This is a genomic window from Kitasatospora sp. NPDC057595, from assembly GCF_042800875.1.
In the GTDB taxonomy this organism is placed as follows: domain Bacteria; phylum Actinomycetota; class Actinomycetes; order Streptomycetales; family Streptomycetaceae; genus Kitasatospora.
Map to the genome: position 1 here is coordinate 1 of NZ_JBHVGL010000011.1, position 16,224 is coordinate 16,224.

Consider the following 16,224-nt stretch of genomic DNA (forward strand, 5'->3'; position numbering starts at 1 on the left):
GGAGATGTGTATAAGAGACAGGCCCGGACGGCCAGGGCCGCCGCCACCGCGGCGACCGCCCCGCCCGTCGCGGCCGGCAGCCACCAGCCGTGCGCGTGCGGCGCGGCGGCGGTGGGCGGTTCGACGTGCGGCAGCAGTCCGACCAGCCCGGCCGGCTCGTGTCCGAGCGGGGCGAGCAGGTGGTGCGCGGCCAGCAGCAGACCGGTGCCGAAGGAGGCCATCAGCGCGAGCCAGACGGCGGCGCCGACGCCCGGGCGGGCCTGGAGCCGCCGTGAGCCGGCCAGCCGCCGGGGGAGCAGGACGCCGACCAGGAGCAGGTGGAACGCGAGCAGGAGCAGGGTCACCGGGCGTCGTCCCGGGCCTTGACCTCCTCCAGGGCGGCGAGCAGCGCCGTCGCCTCGTCCCCGCTGATCCGGTCGACGAAGTGCAGCAGCGCCCCGGCCCGGTCGGAGGTGGTCTCCAGCGCCTGGTGCATCAGCTGCGCGGTGTACGACTCGCGGGTGCAGGTCGGCTCGTACACCCAGGCGCGGCCGGCCTTGTGGCGTCGCAGCCAGCCCTTGGTGTGCAGGATGTCGGCGACGGTGTTGACGGTGGTGTAGGCGACGGCGCGGTCCCGCCGCAGGTCGTCGACGACCTCGCGGGTGGTGGCCGGGCGGCCCCAGGACCAGAGCCGGTCCATGATCTCGGCCTCCAGGTCGCCCAGTCCCCGCAGCACCCCGTCCGCTCCTCTGCCGTCCCGCGGTTCCGGCGTTCCGCCGGCCTGCCGCTGCGCCCGCCGTGACGTCCGGGCCGCCGCCCATCGTACGGTGGCGCGCGCTCAGCGGCGCATCCGGCGGACCAGGTCGGCCGCCGCCGCCGGCCAGTGCGGGTGCTCGAAGCCGAACCCGGCCGCCTGGAGCCGGCCCGGGACGACGGCCCGGCTCTTCAGCAGCAGTTCGCTGTCCGAGCGCAGCGCGAAGGCGCCCGCCCGGGCCATCCACCGGGTCGCGGGCAGCCCCAGCGGGATGCCCTTGGCCCGCCGGACCGTCCGCATGAACTCCCGCTGCGGCACCGGCGCCGGTGCGGCCAGGTTCACTGGGCCGGTGACGTCCTCCCGGTCGAGCAGGAAGCGGACGGCGCGGACCAGGTCGTGGTCGTGGATCCACGACACGTACTGCGCGCCGCCGTCGACCGGTCCGCCGAGGCCGGTCCGGGCGAGCCGCACCAGCCGGTCGAAGGTGCCGCCGGCGTCCGGGCTCATCACCGCCGCGCAGCGCAGCGCGACCCGGCGGGTGTGCGGGGTGGCGGCGTCCGTCTGCTCGCGCTCCCAGTCGCGGGCGATCCGCACGCTGTGGTCCCAGGAACGGGGCGCGCCGGGCTCGCCGCCGCCGATGACGCCGGTGTCCTCGGCGTGCGGGGTGCCGAAGGTGTGGCTGTAGATGGTGGCGGTGCTCATCTGCAGCCAGACCCGGGGCGGGCGCCGGGCGCCGGCGATGGCCCGGCCGACGGTCCGGGTGGAGTGCACCCGGGACTCGCGCATGTCGCGCAGGTTCTGCTCGGTGTAGCGGCAGTCGATGCTGCGTCCGGCGAGGTTGACGACGGCGTCGGCGCCGTCGACGACGTCCGTCCAGCGGCCGAGCGCGCGGCCGTCCCAGTGGATCTCCTGGTCGCGCCGGGGCCGGCGGGTGAGGACCAGGACTTCGTGGCCGTCGTCGGTCAGCGCCCGGTCCAGGATGCGGCCGATCTGCCCGGTCCCCCCGGGTATGACGATTCTCATCGCGTCGAGACCCCCTCGGTCGTTCGTCGGTACCCATCCTAAAGGGAAGACTGAACGTGTTCAAAATGCCGGGGTCGCCGTGGCATGGCCGGAAATGTGTCCGAATCCGTGGAACCACCGCCCCCGCTTGTCCGACTGCTGGGCCGGATCCGATTGTCAGCTCGTCCAAGGAGTGCTCGCGCATGTGCGGAATCACCGGCTGGGTGTCCTTCCACCAGGACGTCCGCCACAGCGCCCCCGTCATCGAGGCGATGACCGCCACCATGGCCCTGCGCGGCCCCGACGCCGGAGGTGTCTGGCTCGGCCGCCACGCCGCCCTGGGTCACCGGCGCCTCGCCGTCATCGACATCGAGGGCGGCGCCCAGCCCATGCCCGACCGGCAGGACGAACCGGGCGTCGTCCTCACCTACAGCGGCGAGGTCTACAACCACCACGAGCTGCGCACCGAACTGCGGGCCAGGGGCCACCGGTTCGAGACCCGCAGCGACACCGAGGTGGTGCTCCGCGCCTACCAGGAGTGGGGCGACGCCCTCGTCGAGCGGCTGGAGGGCATGTACGCCTTCGCCGTGTGGGACGAGCGCGAGCAGCGGCTGCTGCTGGTCCGCGACCGGCTCGGCGTCAAGCCGCTGTTCTGGGCCGAGACCGGCGGCGGCCTGGTCTTCGGCTCCGAGCCCAAGGCGCTCTTCGCCCACCCCGAGGTCACCCCCACCGTCGACGCCGACGGCCTGCGCGAGGCCTACAGCCTGCTCTTCAACACCGGCCCCACCGTCTGGTCGGGCGTCCGCGAGGTCCACCCCGGCGGCCTGCTCGTCCTCGACCGCACCGGCATCCGCGAGCAGACCTACTGGGAGCTCACCGCCCGCCCGCACACCGAGGACCTGGACGCCACCAAGGAGCGGGTCGGCGAGCTGGTCAACCGCGCCGCCCGCGCCCAGCTGGAGGCGGACGTCCCGCTCTGCAGCCTGCTCTCCGGCGGCCTCGACTCCACCATCGTCACCGCCCTGGTCGCCGACGAACTGCGCGTCCAGGAGGGCCCGGACGCCAAGCTGCGCTCCTACGCCGTCGACTACAGCGACCAGGCCGAGCAGTTCACCGGCGACGTGCTGCGCACCGGCCACGACACCCCGTACGCCGCCGAGGCCGGCGCGTTCATCGGCAGCGACCACTCCACCGTGGTGCTCGACCCGCGCACCCTGCTCGACCTGGAGAACCGGCGGGCCGTCGTCGTCTCCCGGGACTCGCCGATCGGCGTCGGCGACATGGACACCTCGCTGTTCCTGCTGTTCGGCGAGATCCGCAAGCACTCGACGGTCGCCCTCTCCGGCGAGGCGGCCGACGAGGTGTTCGGCGGCTACCCGTGGTTCCACAACCCCAAGGCGCTCGCCGCGCAGACCTTCCCCTGGCTGCTCGTCACCGGCGACGAGGCGGCCATGCCGATCAACCCGGACCTCGCCGCCCACCTGCGGATCGCCGAGTTCCGCGACGACACCTACCGCGGCTCGCTGGCCGCCGTCCCGCACGTGGACGGCGAGAGCCCGGCCGAGCACCGGCAGCGCGAGATGCAGCACCTGTCGCTGACCCGCTGGCTGCGCCAGTTGCTGCACCGCAAGGACCGGCTGTCGATGGCCCAGGGCCTGGAGGTGCGGGTGCCGTACTGCGACCACCGGCTGGTCGAGTACGCCTTCAACACCCCGTGGGCGATGAAGAGCTACGACGGCCGTGAGAAGAGCCTGCTGCGCGCCACCGGCCAGGGCATCGCCCCGGAGTCGGTGCTGTGGCGGCCGAAGAACCACTACCCGGCCACCCACCACGCCGACTACAACAGCGGGCTGCAGCGGCTCGCCCGCGAGGCGCTGGACGCGCCGCACGTGCGGGACATCGCCGACGAGGCGGTGATCAAGACCAGCCTGGACACGCCGGCCGACCAGCTGGAGTGGGGTCACCGGCTCCGGCTGGAGCGGGTCGTGGACCTGGCGCTCTGGCTGGACCACCACAAGCCGGCGCTCGCGATCTGACCGCGCGCCCGCTCGTCCGCCGGTGGGGCCCGACGGGCACCGTCAGGTCCCGCCGGCGGGGCGCGGTCAGGGCCTAGGCTGAGGCGATGCTGACCCGGATGTACGGCGACCCCCGGCACGGACCGCTGGTGCCGATGCTGCTGGTGCTCACGGTGGTCACCGGGCTGGTCGACGCGGTGAGCTACCTCGCGCTCGGGCACGTCTTCGTCGCCAACATGACCGGCAACGTGGTCTTCCTCGGTTTCGCCCTGGCCGGCGCGCCGGGGCTGTCCGCGACGGCCTCGTTCACCGCGCTCGCCGCCTTCCTGGCGGGCGCGCTGGTGGGCGGGCGCCTCGCCGAGCGCCGTCCCGGCCACCGCGGGCGGCTGCTGGTGGTCACGGCCGGCGTGCAGTCGGTGCTGCTCGCCGCGTGCACGGCCTTCGCCGCGGCCTTCGGGCACACCGCCGACCCGGTCCGCTACCCGCTGATCGCGGTGCTGGGTGCCGCGATGGGGCTGCAGAACGCGGTGGTCCGCGCGCTCAAGGTGCCGGACCTGACGACCACCGTGCTGACCATGACGCTCACCGCGCTGGCCGCCGACCGCGCCGGTGGCCGCCGACTCGCCTCCGCCGCCTGGATGTTCGCGGGCGCTCTGGTCGGTGCCGTGCTCGTCCTGCACGCCACGGTCCCGGTGGCCCTCGCCGCGGCCCTCGCCCTCCTCCTCGCCGTCGCCGCCCTCACCCACCACGCCTCCCGCCACCCCGCCACTCCCTGGTCCGCCCCGGCCTGACGCGGCCTCCGCCCGTCCGCCCGGGGCGGGGGCTGCGGGGGTGCCGGAGCGGGAAGTCGGCCGGGCCGACTCTTCGTGCTGAGTGGACCGGACTGCACCTTCTGCGGGGCGGGGCGGGGCCGGGGATCAGGGGCGGGTGGCGAGGAAGGCGTCGAACTCGGCGCCGTACCAGCGGGTGGTGCGGCCCTGGGGCGTCATGGCGAGGCGGTGGCAGACGGCGGCGGAGCGGTCGTTGCCGGGGCGGACGACGGCGTGGATCTCGGTGAGGCCGTCGGCGAAGCCCTTGGCGAGGGCGGCGCGGGCGGCCTCGGTGGCGTAGCCGTGGCCCCAGGAGTCGGGGTGGAGGTGCCAGCCGACCTCCACCTCGCCGTTCCCGGTGCCGTCCGGGTCCGGCAGCGGGAGGAGCATCACCGAGCCGGCCACCACCCCGGTGTCGTGCCGCTCCAGCGCCCAGACGCCGTACCGGGGGTCGGCCGACCGCGCCCGCCAGCGGTCGATCATGGCGGGCACCTCGGCGGGCGACTCCAGGGCCCGCGGCGCGGCGCCGAGCCACCGCGCGACCTCCCAGCGCGAGTACAGGTCGTACGCGCGCTCGGCGTCGGTGTGCTCCCAGAGGCGGGCGGTCAGCCGGTCGGTGGTGAACAACGGTGCTCCAATTCCGAGGGTGTGGTGCGGTGACGTGCGGTCAGTCGTCCTGGGGCTGGCTGGTACGCCCGGACCAGCGCGGCTCCCAGTGGGCCCAGGAACGTTCCCAGCCGCGGTCCGCCCGCCGGTCGAGCAGGCGCAGCCGCAGCGCCAGCACGCCGCCGACCAGCGCGGCCAGGCTCGCCGAGCCCGCCAGCCCGGTGCAGACGGCCCCGACGGCCAGCCCCACCCGGGTGGCCGGGGCGGTGGCGGGCCGCCCGGCGTCGTCGACCCACAGGACGATGGTGGAGCCGCTGGCGGTGCTGCGCGGGATCTCGACGGTGCCGGTGCGGGCGAGGCCGTCGGGGGTGGTCCAGGAGACCGAGGTGTCGGTCCGCTTCTGGTAGCCGCCGCTCCAGCGACCGGCGCCGGTCTCCTCCGCGCGGAGTTTGCCGAGCACCAGTGCCTCGGTGCGGTGCAGCCGGCCGCGTTCGGCCTCGGCGGTGCGCCCGGCGGCGCGGTAGCCGAGGACGGCGGCGGTGACGACGCCGGCCAGTCCGACGATCAGGGCGAGCCCGGCGACCAGCCAGGCCCGGCTGCGGGCCCGGTCGACGGGGCGGGCGAGCGGTTCACGGCGCTGGACGGTGCGGTGGCGGCCGAGGGCGCGGCGCAGATGGCGGCCGGCCCGCCGGGGCAGGGACGCGGTGCGGGCCGAGCGGGGTGAGCTGGACACGATGCGTGCTCCTCACGGCTGTTGGCGTGGTTCGGCCCCGTCGGATCCAAATCTCCCCCGGCGACGGCCCCTCGCACAAGAGCGGGGGCCTGACCCCCGGCGGGCCCTTGGGCCCAAAGCGCGGGGGAGGACCGGGACGTTCGGCCCTCGGCGGGCCGGGGGGTGAGGAGGCAGGCTGGGCCCTGGCCGCGTTCTCGTGCCGGGGACGCGGAGGCCCGGCCCGCTGTGGGGGCTCGCCGGGCCGCCGTGCAGAGCGGGGGACGGGGTTGGGGCCGTCTCCCGCTCGCGGCGTTTCCGGAGTAGAGATCGACATCGCGTTTCTCCAGGCCAGGGCCGTATTCTCGCCAGCTATACACTCGATGTATACCTCTGGTGTATGGTCCTCCTATGAGTGTTCCCCTGACCCTTCTCGGGCTGCTGGAGCGGGAGCCGAGCCACGGCTACGACCTCAAGCGCGACTACGACACCTTCTTCGGGCGTGGCAAACCCCTGCCGTACGGTCAGGTCTACGCCACGCTCGGCCGCCTGGCACGCGACGGCAAGGTCGTCCCCGGCGAGGCCGAGCCCGGCGACGGGCCCGAGCGCAAGCGCTACGTCATCACCGAGGCCGGGGTGAGCGAGTTCGAGCACTGGCTCGCCGAGCCCGTCGCCCCCGAACCCACCCTCCAGTCCGTGCTCTTCACCAAGGTCGTGCTGGCCCTGCTGCTCGGCCGCGACGCCGAGGCCTACCTCGACACCCAGCGCGCCGCCCACCTGCGCCGGATGCGCGAGCTCACCGAACTGCGCCGCACCGGCCCGCTGGTCGACGCCCTGCTCGCCGACCACGGCCTCTTCCACCTGGAGGCGGACCTGCGGTGGATCGACCTGACCACCGCCCGCCTCGACGCCCTTGCCTCGGAGGTGCGCGCATGACCCCCCTGATCGAAGCCCGCGACATCGAACTGGCCTTCGGCGAGACCCCGGCCCTGCGCGGGGCCAGCCTGGCCGCCGAGGCCGGCGAGGTGCTCGCCGTGATGGGCGCCAGCGGCTCCGGCAAGTCCACCCTGCTGCACTGCCTGGCCGGCATCCTCGTCCCCGACGCCGGCGAGGTGCTCTTCGAAGGACAGCGGATCGACAACCTCGACGAGAACCGGCGCAGCGCCTTAAGGCGGGACCGCTTCGGCTTCGTGTTCCAGTTCGGCCAGCTCGTCCCGGAACTGACGGCCGAGGAGAACATCGCCCTGCCGCTGCTGCTCTCCGGCGTCCGCCGCTCCGCCGCCCTCGCCGACGCCCGCCCGTGGTTCGCCCAGCTCGGCCTCGACGGCCTGGAGCGCCGCCGATCCGGCGAGCTGTCGGGCGGTCAGGCCCAGCGGGTCGCGCTCGCCCGCGGCCTGGTGACCCGCCCCCGGGTGCTGTTCGCCGACGAGCCGACCGGCGCGCTGGACTCGCTCACCGGCGAGCAGGTGATGGCCCTGATGGTCGCCGCCGCCCGCGAGCAGGGCACCACCGTCGTCCTGGTCACCCACGAGCCCCGGGTCGCCGCCTACGCCGACCGCGAGGCCATCGTCCGCGACGGCCGGGCCCGCACGCTCTCCGCCGACTACGCGACCGGCCCCGCGCCGGCGGGACGGGCCGCCTCGTGATCCCCTTCGCGCTGCGCCTCGCCGTCAGCGGCGGCCGGCAGGCCGTCGCCCGGCTGCTCACCATCGCCGCCGCCGCGGCCGTCGGCGTCGGCCTGCTGCTCTCCACGATCGCCGCCGTGAACGCCGTCGGCGCCACCAACGAACGGATGCTCTGGGCCAACAGCGGCGCCAAGAGCCGCACCGAGACCGCGGCCGTCGACCCGCTCTGGTGGCGCGACCGCGGCCCCGAGTTCTACGACGGCGAGCGGATGCTCTACTTCGAGGTCGCCGCCACCGGGCCGACCTCGCCGGTGCCGCCCGGCCTGCCGAAGCTGCCCGCGGCCGGCGAGTACTACGCCTCGCCCGCCCTCGCCAAGCTGATCCGCGAGCGGCCGGCCGACCAACTCGCCGACCGCTTCCCCGGCCGCCTGGCCGGCGAGATCGGCGACTCCGCGCTCGCCTCCCCGGACTCCCTGGTCCTGATCGGCGGTCAGGACCGGGCGACCCTCGCGGCCCGGCCCGGCGCCCGGCAGATCACCACCATCGCCACCGCCCTCCCGCCGGACTGCGCCAGCGACTGCCCGGCCACCGGCACCCGCGGCGACGCCATGACCCTGATCCTCTCGGTGGTCGCCGGGGCACTGCTCTTCCCCGTGGTGATCTTCATCGGCACCGCCACCCGGCTCTCCGCCGCCACCCGTGAGCAGCGCTACGCCGCGATGCGCCTGGTCGGCGCGACGCCCCGGCAGATCACGCTGATCGCGGCCGTCGAGTCCACGCTCGCCGCCGTCGTCGGCACCGCCCTCGGCTTCGGGCTGTACCTGGCGCTGCGCCCGCTGGTGGCGACCGTCCCGTTCACCGGGGACCGGTTCTTCGTCGAGGACCTCGCGCTCACCGCGCCGCAAGGCCTGGCCGTGCTGCTCGGTGTCCCGGTGGCGGCGGCGGTGGCCGCCCGGCTCGCGCTGCGCCGGGTGACCATCTCCCCGCTCGGCGTCAGCCGCCGGGTCACCCCCAGGCCGCCGACCGTCTGGCGGGTCGTGCCGCTGCTGGCCGGCCTCGCCGAACTCGCCTGGTTCGTCGGCCGCCGCCCCGACACCACCAACGGGCAGACCGCCGCCTACCTGACCGGCTTCCTGGTGATCATGCTCGGCCTGGTGGTGGCAGGACCCTGGCTGACCATGGCGGCCGCCCGCGCGGTCGCCGCCCGGACCGGCCGCCCGGCCACCCTGATCGCCGTACGACGGCTCGCCGACGACCCCAAGGCCGGGTTCCGCTCGGTGGCCGGCCTGATCCTGGCGCTGTTCGTCACCACCGCGACGGTCTCCATCATCGGCACCATCGACGCCAACCGGGGCGCGCTCAGCGGCGACCCGCAGACCCGGGTGGCGGTGGAACACGGCGCCGACTCCGACCAGCCGCCGATGACCGCCGCCGTCCCGGAGCGGGTGCTGGCCGACCTGAAGGCCGTCCCCGGCTTCCGGGCCCTCGCCGTCGCCCATGCCAACCCGGACGGCCTGGCCCGCGAAGCGTCCAGGCGGCCCGGCGGTCCGGCGCCCCTGCTGGCGGACTGCGCGGACCTCGCGCAGGTCCCCGTGGTCGGCCACTGCGCTCCGGGCGCGGCCGTGGCGGCCGTCGAGCCGTACGGCTTCCTCAGCCTGACCTCCCAGCAGGCCGTCGAGTGGCCGAGCGCGCCGATCACCGCCGAGGTGGCCGCCCGGCTGCCGGTGCAGTCGCTCTACGTGACGACGGACGGCTCGACGGCCGCCAAGGAACGGGTCCGCACCATCCTCAGCCGGGCCTTCCCGGACCACAACGCCCGGACGGTCCACGACTGGGGCTCCGCCGAGCAGCAGATCCTCGCCGGCTGGCGGCAGCTGGCCGACGTCGTCCTGCTCACCACCCTGCCGATCGCCGGCTGCAGCCTCGCGGTCAGCGTGGTCGCCGGCCTCTCCGACCGGCGCCGGCCGTTCGCGATGCTGCGGCTCACCGGGGCGCCGCTGCGGCTGCTGCGCTGGGTGATCGCCCTGGAGAGCGCGCTGCCGCTGCTGGTGGTGGCGGCGATCGCGACGGGTACGGGCTTCGGCGCGGCGGCGATGTTCCTCAAGTCGCAGATGCACTACGACCTGGTCTCGCCGGGCGCGGTGTACTTCGCGCTGGTGCTGCTCGGGCTGGCGGTGTCGCTCGGGATCATCGCCTCCACGCTGCCGCTGCTGAAGCGGATCACCGGCCCGGAGGCGGCCCGCAACGGCTGACCTCCGGTGGCCGGCCACGGCCCGCCGCGCGAACCCCGCCCCGGATCCGGAGGCGGGGTTCGCGTACGTCCGGCCCGAATACCGGTGAATTCCCTTTGCGTACGCGAAGTCTGACGGAGGGTCATTTCCCCCCGGCCGTTCCGGGGCGAACGTGCCGAGTTATGAAAAGGACTTCCGTGCGGCGTGTGACATGTGCAATGGTACTGCTCACCTCCCCACCGTGCGACGGACCAGCACCCAGCCTCGTCGCCATCGGTCCTCACCCCCCCACCGGCCGCACCCCAATGCGGCCGTACCAGGCCCGGAGGCCCCCACGTGAGTACCGTGCGCCTGTTGCGACTCCCGCAACTGGCAAGACTGCTTCTGCTCGTCCTTTCCTGTGCCCTGACGATCGGCCTGTTCGCCCCGCGGAGCCAGGCCGCTCCCGTCGTCCCGACCCCCGCGGCGACCCCCAAGACCGACCGCGGCGACCTCCCGCCGCCCGGCGCCGACAGCGACCTCGCGTCGCCGGGGCACGGCCACGACGCGGCGTCGAGGCCGGCGGACACCGCCCCCGCGCGGCTCGCCTTCCAGGACTCCGACTCCGCGCCGGCCAAGGCCCCCGCGCCCTCCGCCAAGGCGTTCGGCCTGGGCGCGGAGGCCGCGGACACGGACGCCGCCGACGCCGCCGCCTGCAACCCGGCGTCCTTCGCCCGGACCGGCGCGGCCCTGGTCCGCCTCGTCAAGGCGGCCAGCTACGACTGCGTCGACGGGCTGTTCCGGATCCCGGCCGAGTACGCGGCCGGGGCCTTCCGCGAGTCCCAGATGCTCACCGTCATCGACGCGCTGCGCGAGAGTGCCCGCACGTACCAGGGCAACGACGGCGACCACATCTCGCAGCTGATGTACTACGTGCAGGCCGGCTACTCGGTGCAGTGGACCAAGGCGGACGTCGTCGGCTCGTACGACAAGCTGCCCGCCAAGATCAGCGAGGCCGTCCACGCCTTCTTCGCCAACCCCCGCTCGCTCGACGCCACCACGGCCAACGCCGTCCCGCTGGAGCGCGCCGCCGTGCTGGCCGACGTGCCCCGCAAGCCCGGTGACTACGTCGACGTCGTCAAGCAGATCCTGAACGCCTACCAGCCCGAGACCTGGGACAGGGCCAACCTGCTGCGAGCGGTCAACCCGGTCACCCTGGTGCTGTACCGGGGCGTCAACTCCGAGGACCCGGCGTTCCGGGCGGCCGTCGTGGCCGATCCGGGCGTGCTCGACGCGCTGAACGGCTTCATCCTCCGCGCCAAGGGCCACCTGCTGGACCGCGACCGCAACAACTCCCTCACCCTCAACAACGCCATCGACGAGCTGACCCGGCTGAAGGCCATCGGGGAGATCGCCCCGCGGTCCCGCGCGATGGTGAAGAGCCTGGTCGACACCTCCGGCGGCATCACCGGGCCGAACTGGCCCCAGCGCGCCTCCGCCGTGGCCTCCATCCAGAAGCTCGACCAGGCCAACTGCGGCTACTACGGCACCTGTGACGACCCGCAGCGGTTCAAGGACGCCTACCTGCCGGTCCGGCACACCTGCAGCCCGACCCTGCGCATCCTCGGCCAGGACCTGACCGCGGCCCAGCTGGCCACGGCCTGCACCAGCCTGAACGGCCAGGACGTCTTCTTCCACGGCGTGTCCCGGGACAACGGCCCGGTCGCCGACGACAACAACGCGGCCCTGGAGGTCGTCGCCTTCGACTCCGACGTCCAGTACGTCGTGCTCGGCCGGGCGATCTTCAACACCGACACCAACAACGGCGGCATCTACCTGGAGGGCGAGCCCTCCAAGGCCGGCAACCAGGCCCGCTTCCTCGCCTACGAGGAGCCGTCGCGGTCCGGGGGCTACGAGATCCGCAACCTCAACCACGAGTACACCCACTACCTCGACGCCCGCTTCAACCTCTGGGGCAACTTCGACCAGGGCGCGGCCGGCAAGCTGATCTGGTGGACCGAGGGTCTCGCCGAGGTCGTCGCCACCTCCTACCAGAAGCTGGTCAACCAGGCCGCCATCGACGCGGCGGCCCGGCACAGCTACCGGCTGAGCGAGCTCTTCGACACCGCCTACGGCGACCAGGACCGCGTCTACCGCTGGGGCTACCTGGCCGTCCGCTACATGCTGGAGCAGCACCGCTCCGACGTGGACGCGCTGCTCGCCAAGTGGCGCGTCGGTGACTGGGCGGGCTCCCGCGCCATCACGACCGCCATCGGCACCCGCTACGACGCCGACTTCGACGGCTGGCTGAGCCGTTGCGCCGCCGGCGCCTGCGCGACCGTCCCGGAGTTCCCGCAGTTCAAGGCGTGCGAGAGCGGCGACACCCGCCAGCTCGACAAGAACTGCGTGCGCACCGGCGTCTCGGCGACCGCCGGCAACTACGCGCACTTCTACGTCAACGTGCCGGCCGGTACCAGGCAGATCAAGGTGACCAGCAGCGGAGGCACCGGCAACGCCGACCTCTACTACCACTGGGGCAGCTGGGCGTACACCAACGCGTACGTCACGCGCTCGGCGGGGCCGGACAACTCCGAGACCCTGACCATCACCAACCCGCCCGCCGGTTACGTGTTCTTCAGCCTGTACGCCCAGCAGGACTTCAAGGGCGTCACCGTCACCAGCGAGTTCTGAAGCGAGTTCCGACCGGAGGAGCCCTGACAGCGGATCCTCGATGTCAAAGTGAGGCCCGCCCCGCCCGGGGCGGGCCTCACCCGTTGACGGGGTACGCGTGCGTCCCGGGCCGCGGCGCGCCGCCCAGCTCCCGGCGCCAGCTGCCGAGCACCAGGCCGGACGGGTAGAACATCGGCTCCGGCAGCGCGTCCAGCGGCAGCCGCTCCCAGCCGCCGCACGCGTGCGGCTCGGTGACCACGGCGGGCGCCAGGCTCGGCGGCGCGAGCACCGCGGCGGTCAGCCGGGGGCGGCCCAGCTCGTGGTCGAGCAGCAGCGCGAGCACCCGCATCTCCTCGGCGGGAAGCGCGATCCCGGTCTCCTCGGCCAGTTCGCGCGCGGCCGTCCGCTCGAAGGACTCGCCGGGGTCGACCTTGCCGCCGGGCAGGCTCCAGGTCGGCGGCTCGCCCGCGGTGGTGCGGCGGCCGATCAGCACCCGGCCGTCCCCGGTGGGCACGATCACGCCGGCGCCGAGCAGCGGTGCGGTGGTCATGGCGGTTCCTCCGTGACGTGGGGACGGGCTGTGGCTACCAGGCGGCGCGCTCGAAGTCCTTGAGGAAGCAGCCGAAGAGGTCCTCGCCCTGCTCGCCGCGGACGATCGGGTCGTAGACCCGGGCCGCGCCGTCGACCAGGTCGAGCGGGGCGTGGAAGCCCTCGTCGGCCAGCCGCATCTTGTCCGGGTGCGGGCGCTCGTCGGTGATCCAGCCGGTGTCGACGGCGGTCATCAGGATGCCGTCGGTCTGGAACATCTCCTGCGCACTGGTGCGGGTGAGCATGTTCAGCGCGGCCTTGGCCATGTTGGTGTGCGGGTGGCCGGCGCCCTTGTAGCCGCGCTGGAACACGCCCTCCATCGCGGAGACGTTGACCACGTACTTGCGGCGGGACGCCGAGGCGGCCATCGCCGGGCGGAGCCGGCTGATCAGGATGAACGGCGCGGTGGAGTTGCACAGCTGGACCTCCAGCAGCTCCACCGGGCCGACCTCGCTGACCGTCTGCACCCAGCTGTTGGTGTCCGCGAGGTCGGGCACCAGGCCGCCGGCGTCGATCGCCGTGCCGGCCTGGATCCGCTCGGGCGTCGCCGAGCCGGTGACCAGGGCGAGCGAGGTGACGTCCTCGGCGGAGATCCGCTCGCTGCCGCCGGAGGCCTGCTGCGGTAGGGCGGGCAGGTCGACGCTGCCGCTGTTGAACCGGCCGATGGTGGTGGACTGCGGCAGCTCGCCGGCCGGCAGCGGCGCGGACTCGGCGGCGACCAGCTCGCGGTAGGACTCCGGCGGGCGGCGCACGGTCTGCGCGGCGTTGTTGATCAGGATGTCCAGCGGGCCGTCCGCGGCGACCTCGTCGGCCAGCGCCATCACCTGGGCCGGGTCGCGCAGGTCGATGCCGACGATCTTCAGCCGGTGCAGCCACTCGGCGCTGTCCGGCATCGCGGTGAAGCGGCGGATCGCGTCGTTCGGGAAGCGGGTGGTGATGGTGGTGTGGGCGCCGTCGCGCAGCAGCATCAGCGCGATGTACATCCCGATCTTGGCCCGGCCGCCGGTCAGCAGCGCGCGCTTGCCGGTGAGGTCGGCGCGGGCGTCCCGGCGGGTCCGGTTCTTGACCGCGCAGTTCTGGCAGAGGTTGTGGTAGAAGGCGTCGACCTCGACGTAGCGCTGCTTGCAGATGTAGCAGGAGCGGGGGCGCTCCAGGATCCCGGCGATCTCGGTGGTGGTGACGGTGGTCAGGCCGAACGCGCCGGCCGTCTCGTCGTCGATCCGGGTCGGCGCGCCGGTCGCGGTGCGCGCGGTGACCTCGCGGTCGTTGGCCGTCTTGCGGGCCCGGGTCTCCTGGCGGCGGCGCTGCTTCAGGGTGCGGAATATGCCGCCGACGGCCTGCCGGACGGTGATCGCGTCCGGGTGGTCGACGTGCAGCTCGTCCAGCTCGGCGAGCACCTCCAGGCAGAGCCGCAGCCGCTCCGGGTCGAGGCCGGGGCCGTAGTCGATCTCCTCGGCGGTCCCGGTGCCGTTGTCCTGCTCGATGTCCACGCCCGCCGCCGTCATGCCCTGCCCTCTGCCGCTGTGCCGCTCGCCTTGCCGATCACGGCGTGCGCCGCGTCTACCGCGTGAATGCTACGGGAGCGGTCCCGGCCGGGGCGAAAAGCCGAGTATTTGGAGGATCCTCCAGGTCTACGCGCGGAGCTTCGATCATGGCTTGTGTGCAGTGCCAGCAATCGTGCTCGAACTGGCTTTTGCCACAGGGCTCCCGCAGAATCGAACGTCGGGTGCAGGGGCGCCCGAGTGCGCCCTGCGGCCGTGCCGCACCCGCACCCGAGATGTATCTTCTCCCAGCCAGAGAGCCCCCTTCATGCGCTTCCTGAACGACCTCATGCCCTCGTACGACTTGACGTACGACGACGTCTTCATGGTCCCCAGTCGATCCGCCGTGGGCTCCCGCCAGGGTGTCGACCTCTCCTCCAACGACGGCACCGGCACCACGATCCCGCTGGTCGTCGCCAACATGACCGCCATCGCCGGCCGCCGGATGGCCGAGACCGTCGCCCGCCGCGGCGGCCTGGTCGCCATCCCCCAGGACATCCCGACCGAGGTCATCGCCGAGGTCGTCGGCTGGGTCAAGCGGCGCCACCTGGTGCACGACACGGCCCTCACCCTCGACCCCGGCGCCACCGTCGCCGAGGCGCTCTCGCTGCTGCCCAAGCGCGCCCACGGCGCGCTGGTCGTGGTCGAGGCCGGCCGGCCGGTCGGCGTCGTCACCGACTCCGACTGCCAGGGCGTCGACCGCTTCACCTCGCTCGCCGAGGTGATGTCCCGCGAGCTGCTGCTGCTCGACGAGGACATCGACCCGCGGGACGCCTTCGACAAGCTGAGCGAGGGGCACCGCAAGCTCGCCCCCGTGGTGGACCGCGAGGGCCGCCTGGTTGGCATCCTGACCCGCAAGAACGCGCTGCGCGCCACCCTCTACACCCCGGCCGTGGACGCCGCCGGCCGACTGCGGGTCGCCGCCACCGTCGGCATCAACGGAGACGTCGCCGGCAAGGCCAAGGCCCTGCTGGAGGCCGGTGCCGACACGCTCGTCGTGGACACCGCGCACGGCCACCAGGAGTCGATGATCACCGCGCTGCGGGCCGTGCGCGGCCTGGACCCGCAGGTCCCGGTCGTCGCGGGCAACGTCGTCTCGGCGGCCGGCGTGCGCGACCTGGTCGAGGCGGGCGCCGACATCCTGAAGGTCGGTGTCGGCCCGGGCGCGATGTGCACCACCCGGATGATGACCGGCGTCGGCCGACCGCAGTTCTCGGCCGTTCTGGAGTGCGCCGCCGAGGCCCGCCGGCTGGGCAAGCACGTCTGGGCCGACGGCGGCGTGCGCCACCCGCGCGACGTCGCCATGGCGCTGGCCGCCGGTGCGTCCAATGTGATGATCGGCTCCTGGTTCGCCGGCACCTACGAGTCGCCCGGCGACCTGCAGACCACCGCCGACGGCCGGCAGTACAAGGAGTCCTTCGGCATGGCCTCCAAGCGGGCCGTGGGCAACCGCACCGCCCAGGACTCCTCGTACGACCGGGCCCGCAAGGCGCTCTTCGAGGAGGGCATCTCGCACTCGCGGATGTTCCTGGACCCGGCCCGCCCGGGCGTCGAGGACCTGATCGACTCGATCATCGCGGGCGTGCGCAGCTCCTGCACCTACGCGGGCGCGGCCACCCTGGAGGAGTTCCACGACAAGGCCGTGGTCGGCATCCAGAGCGCGGCCGGCTACGCCGAGGGCAAGCCGCTGCACTCCAGCTGGGCCTGAGTTCCCAG

Annotated in this window: 13 protein-coding genes and 1 pseudogene; 7 read left to right on the forward strand and 7 right to left on the reverse strand. The window is 73.8% G+C overall.

Annotated elements, in window-relative coordinates; translation table 11 throughout:
- The 3 genes and pseudogenes from ACFU9E_RS18020 to ACFU9E_RS18030 form a co-directional block, all read right to left on the reverse strand.
- Nucleotides 1-344 (reverse strand): annotated as a pseudogene (locus ACFU9E_RS18020) (hypothetical protein); the annotation flags it as partial.
- Nucleotides 341-712, reverse strand: coding sequence for a BlaI/MecI/CopY family transcriptional regulator (locus ACFU9E_RS18025; protein ID WP_380683295.1), 372 nt, complete (start codon nt 710-712; stop codon nt 341-343). The gene ACFU9E_RS18025 and the pseudogene ACFU9E_RS18020, both read right to left, overlap by 4 nt.
- A gap of 105 nt (nt 713-817) precedes the next feature.
- On the reverse strand, nt 818-1,756 hold the full coding sequence (locus tag ACFU9E_RS18030; protein ID WP_380683290.1) for a TIGR01777 family oxidoreductase: 939 nt from the start codon (nt 1,754-1,756) through the stop codon (nt 818-820).
- Between the two features lie 182 nt (nt 1,757-1,938).
- Here ACFU9E_RS18030 and asnB point away from each other — a divergent pair, with 182 nt between their 5' ends.
- Together asnB and ACFU9E_RS18040 are read left to right on the forward strand one after the other, a co-directional pair.
- Nucleotides 1,939-3,771 (forward strand): asparagine synthase (glutamine-hydrolyzing), encoded by a 1,833-nt coding sequence (gene asnB / locus ACFU9E_RS18035; RefSeq protein ID WP_380683291.1) that lies wholly within the window; start codon nt 1,939-1,941, stop codon nt 3,769-3,771.
- Between the two features lie 86 nt (nt 3,772-3,857).
- Complete coding sequence (locus ACFU9E_RS18040; protein WP_380683292.1) at nt 3,858-4,541, forward strand: YoaK family protein; 684 nt, start codon at nt 3,858-3,860, stop codon at nt 4,539-4,541.
- A 126-nt stretch (nt 4,542-4,667) separates the two neighbouring features.
- Here the strand turns inward: ACFU9E_RS18040 and ACFU9E_RS18045 are convergent, their stop codons facing one another.
- Nucleotides 4,668-5,186, reverse strand: coding sequence for a GNAT family N-acetyltransferase (locus ACFU9E_RS18045; RefSeq protein ID WP_380683293.1), 519 nt, complete (start codon nt 5,184-5,186; stop codon nt 4,668-4,670).
- 40 nt (nt 5,187-5,226) lie between these two features.
- Nucleotides 5,227-5,898 carry a hypothetical protein gene (locus ACFU9E_RS18050; protein WP_380683294.1) on the reverse strand — a complete coding sequence of 224 codons (672 nt, stop codon included), beginning with the start codon at nt 5,896-5,898 and terminating at the stop codon, nt 5,227-5,229.
- A 387-nt stretch (nt 5,899-6,285) separates the two neighbouring features.
- On the opposite strand from ACFU9E_RS18050, the gene ACFU9E_RS18055 reads away from it, so the two are divergent.
- The 4 genes from ACFU9E_RS18055 (at nt 6,286) to ACFU9E_RS18070 (ending at nt 12,400) form a co-directional block, all read left to right on the forward strand.
- Nucleotides 6,286-6,810, forward strand: coding sequence for a PadR family transcriptional regulator (locus ACFU9E_RS18055; protein ID WP_355371441.1), 525 nt, complete (start codon nt 6,286-6,288; stop codon nt 6,808-6,810).
- Nucleotides 6,807-7,520, forward strand: coding sequence for an ABC transporter ATP-binding protein (locus tag ACFU9E_RS18060; RefSeq protein WP_355371438.1), 714 nt, complete (start codon nt 6,807-6,809; stop codon nt 7,518-7,520). Before ACFU9E_RS18055 ends, ACFU9E_RS18060 begins: the two co-directional genes overlap by 4 nt.
- Nucleotides 7,517-9,751, forward strand: a complete 2,235-nt coding sequence (locus ACFU9E_RS18065; RefSeq protein ID WP_380715134.1) for an FtsX-like permease family protein — start codon at nt 7,517-7,519, stop codon at nt 9,749-9,751. The genes ACFU9E_RS18060 and ACFU9E_RS18065 overlap by 4 nt, the downstream gene beginning before the upstream one ends.
- A gap of 315 nt (nt 9,752-10,066) precedes the next feature.
- Complete coding sequence (locus ACFU9E_RS18070; protein WP_380689904.1) at nt 10,067-12,400, forward strand: collagenase; 2,334 nt, start codon at nt 10,067-10,069, stop codon at nt 12,398-12,400.
- A gap of 76 nt (nt 12,401-12,476) precedes the next feature.
- Here ACFU9E_RS18070 and ACFU9E_RS18075 read toward each other — a convergent pair whose 3' ends face one another.
- Entirely contained in the window at nt 12,477-12,929 is a 453-nt protein-coding gene (locus tag ACFU9E_RS18075) for an NUDIX hydrolase (protein ID WP_380689343.1), read from the reverse strand.
- A gap of 34 nt (nt 12,930-12,963) precedes the next feature.
- Entirely contained in the window at nt 12,964-14,472 is a 1,509-nt protein-coding gene (locus ACFU9E_RS18080) for an SDR family NAD(P)-dependent oxidoreductase (protein ID WP_380689340.1), read from the reverse strand.
- A 304-nt stretch (nt 14,473-14,776) separates the two neighbouring features.
- Between ACFU9E_RS18080 and ACFU9E_RS18085 the strand changes: the two genes are divergently transcribed.
- Nucleotides 14,777-16,216, forward strand: coding sequence for a GuaB1 family IMP dehydrogenase-related protein (locus ACFU9E_RS18085; RefSeq protein ID WP_380689338.1), 1,440 nt, complete (start codon nt 14,777-14,779; stop codon nt 16,214-16,216).
- Nucleotides 16,217-16,224 lie beyond the last annotated feature (8 nt).

Excerpts from the sequence above, each read along its gene's own strand:
- ACFU9E_RS18085 (WP_380689338.1), top strand. The coding sequence starts at position 14,777 with ATGCGCTTCCTGAACGACCTCATGCCCTCGTACGACTTGACGTACGAC.
- ACFU9E_RS18040 (WP_380683292.1), top strand. The coding sequence starts at position 3,858 with ATGCTGACCCGGATGTACGGCGACCCCCGGCACGGACCGCTGGTGCCG.
- ACFU9E_RS18055 (WP_355371441.1), top strand. The coding sequence starts at position 6,286 with ATGAGTGTTCCCCTGACCCTTCTCGGGCTGCTGGAGCGGGAGCCGAGC.
- ACFU9E_RS18030 (WP_380683290.1), bottom strand. The coding sequence starts at position 1,756 with ATGAGAATCGTCATACCCGGGGGGACCGGGCAGATCGGCCGCATCCTG.
- ACFU9E_RS18075 (WP_380689343.1), bottom strand. The coding sequence starts at position 12,929 with ATGACCACCGCACCGCTGCTCGGCGCCGGCGTGATCGTGCCCACCGGG.
- ACFU9E_RS18080 (WP_380689340.1), bottom strand. The coding sequence starts at position 14,472 with ATGACGGCGGCGGGCGTGGACATCGAGCAGGACAACGGCACCGGGACC.
- ACFU9E_RS18060 (WP_355371438.1), top strand. The coding sequence starts at position 6,807 with ATGACCCCCCTGATCGAAGCCCGCGACATCGAACTGGCCTTCGGCGAG.
- asnB (WP_380683291.1), top strand. The coding sequence starts at position 1,939 with ATGTGCGGAATCACCGGCTGGGTGTCCTTCCACCAGGACGTCCGCCAC.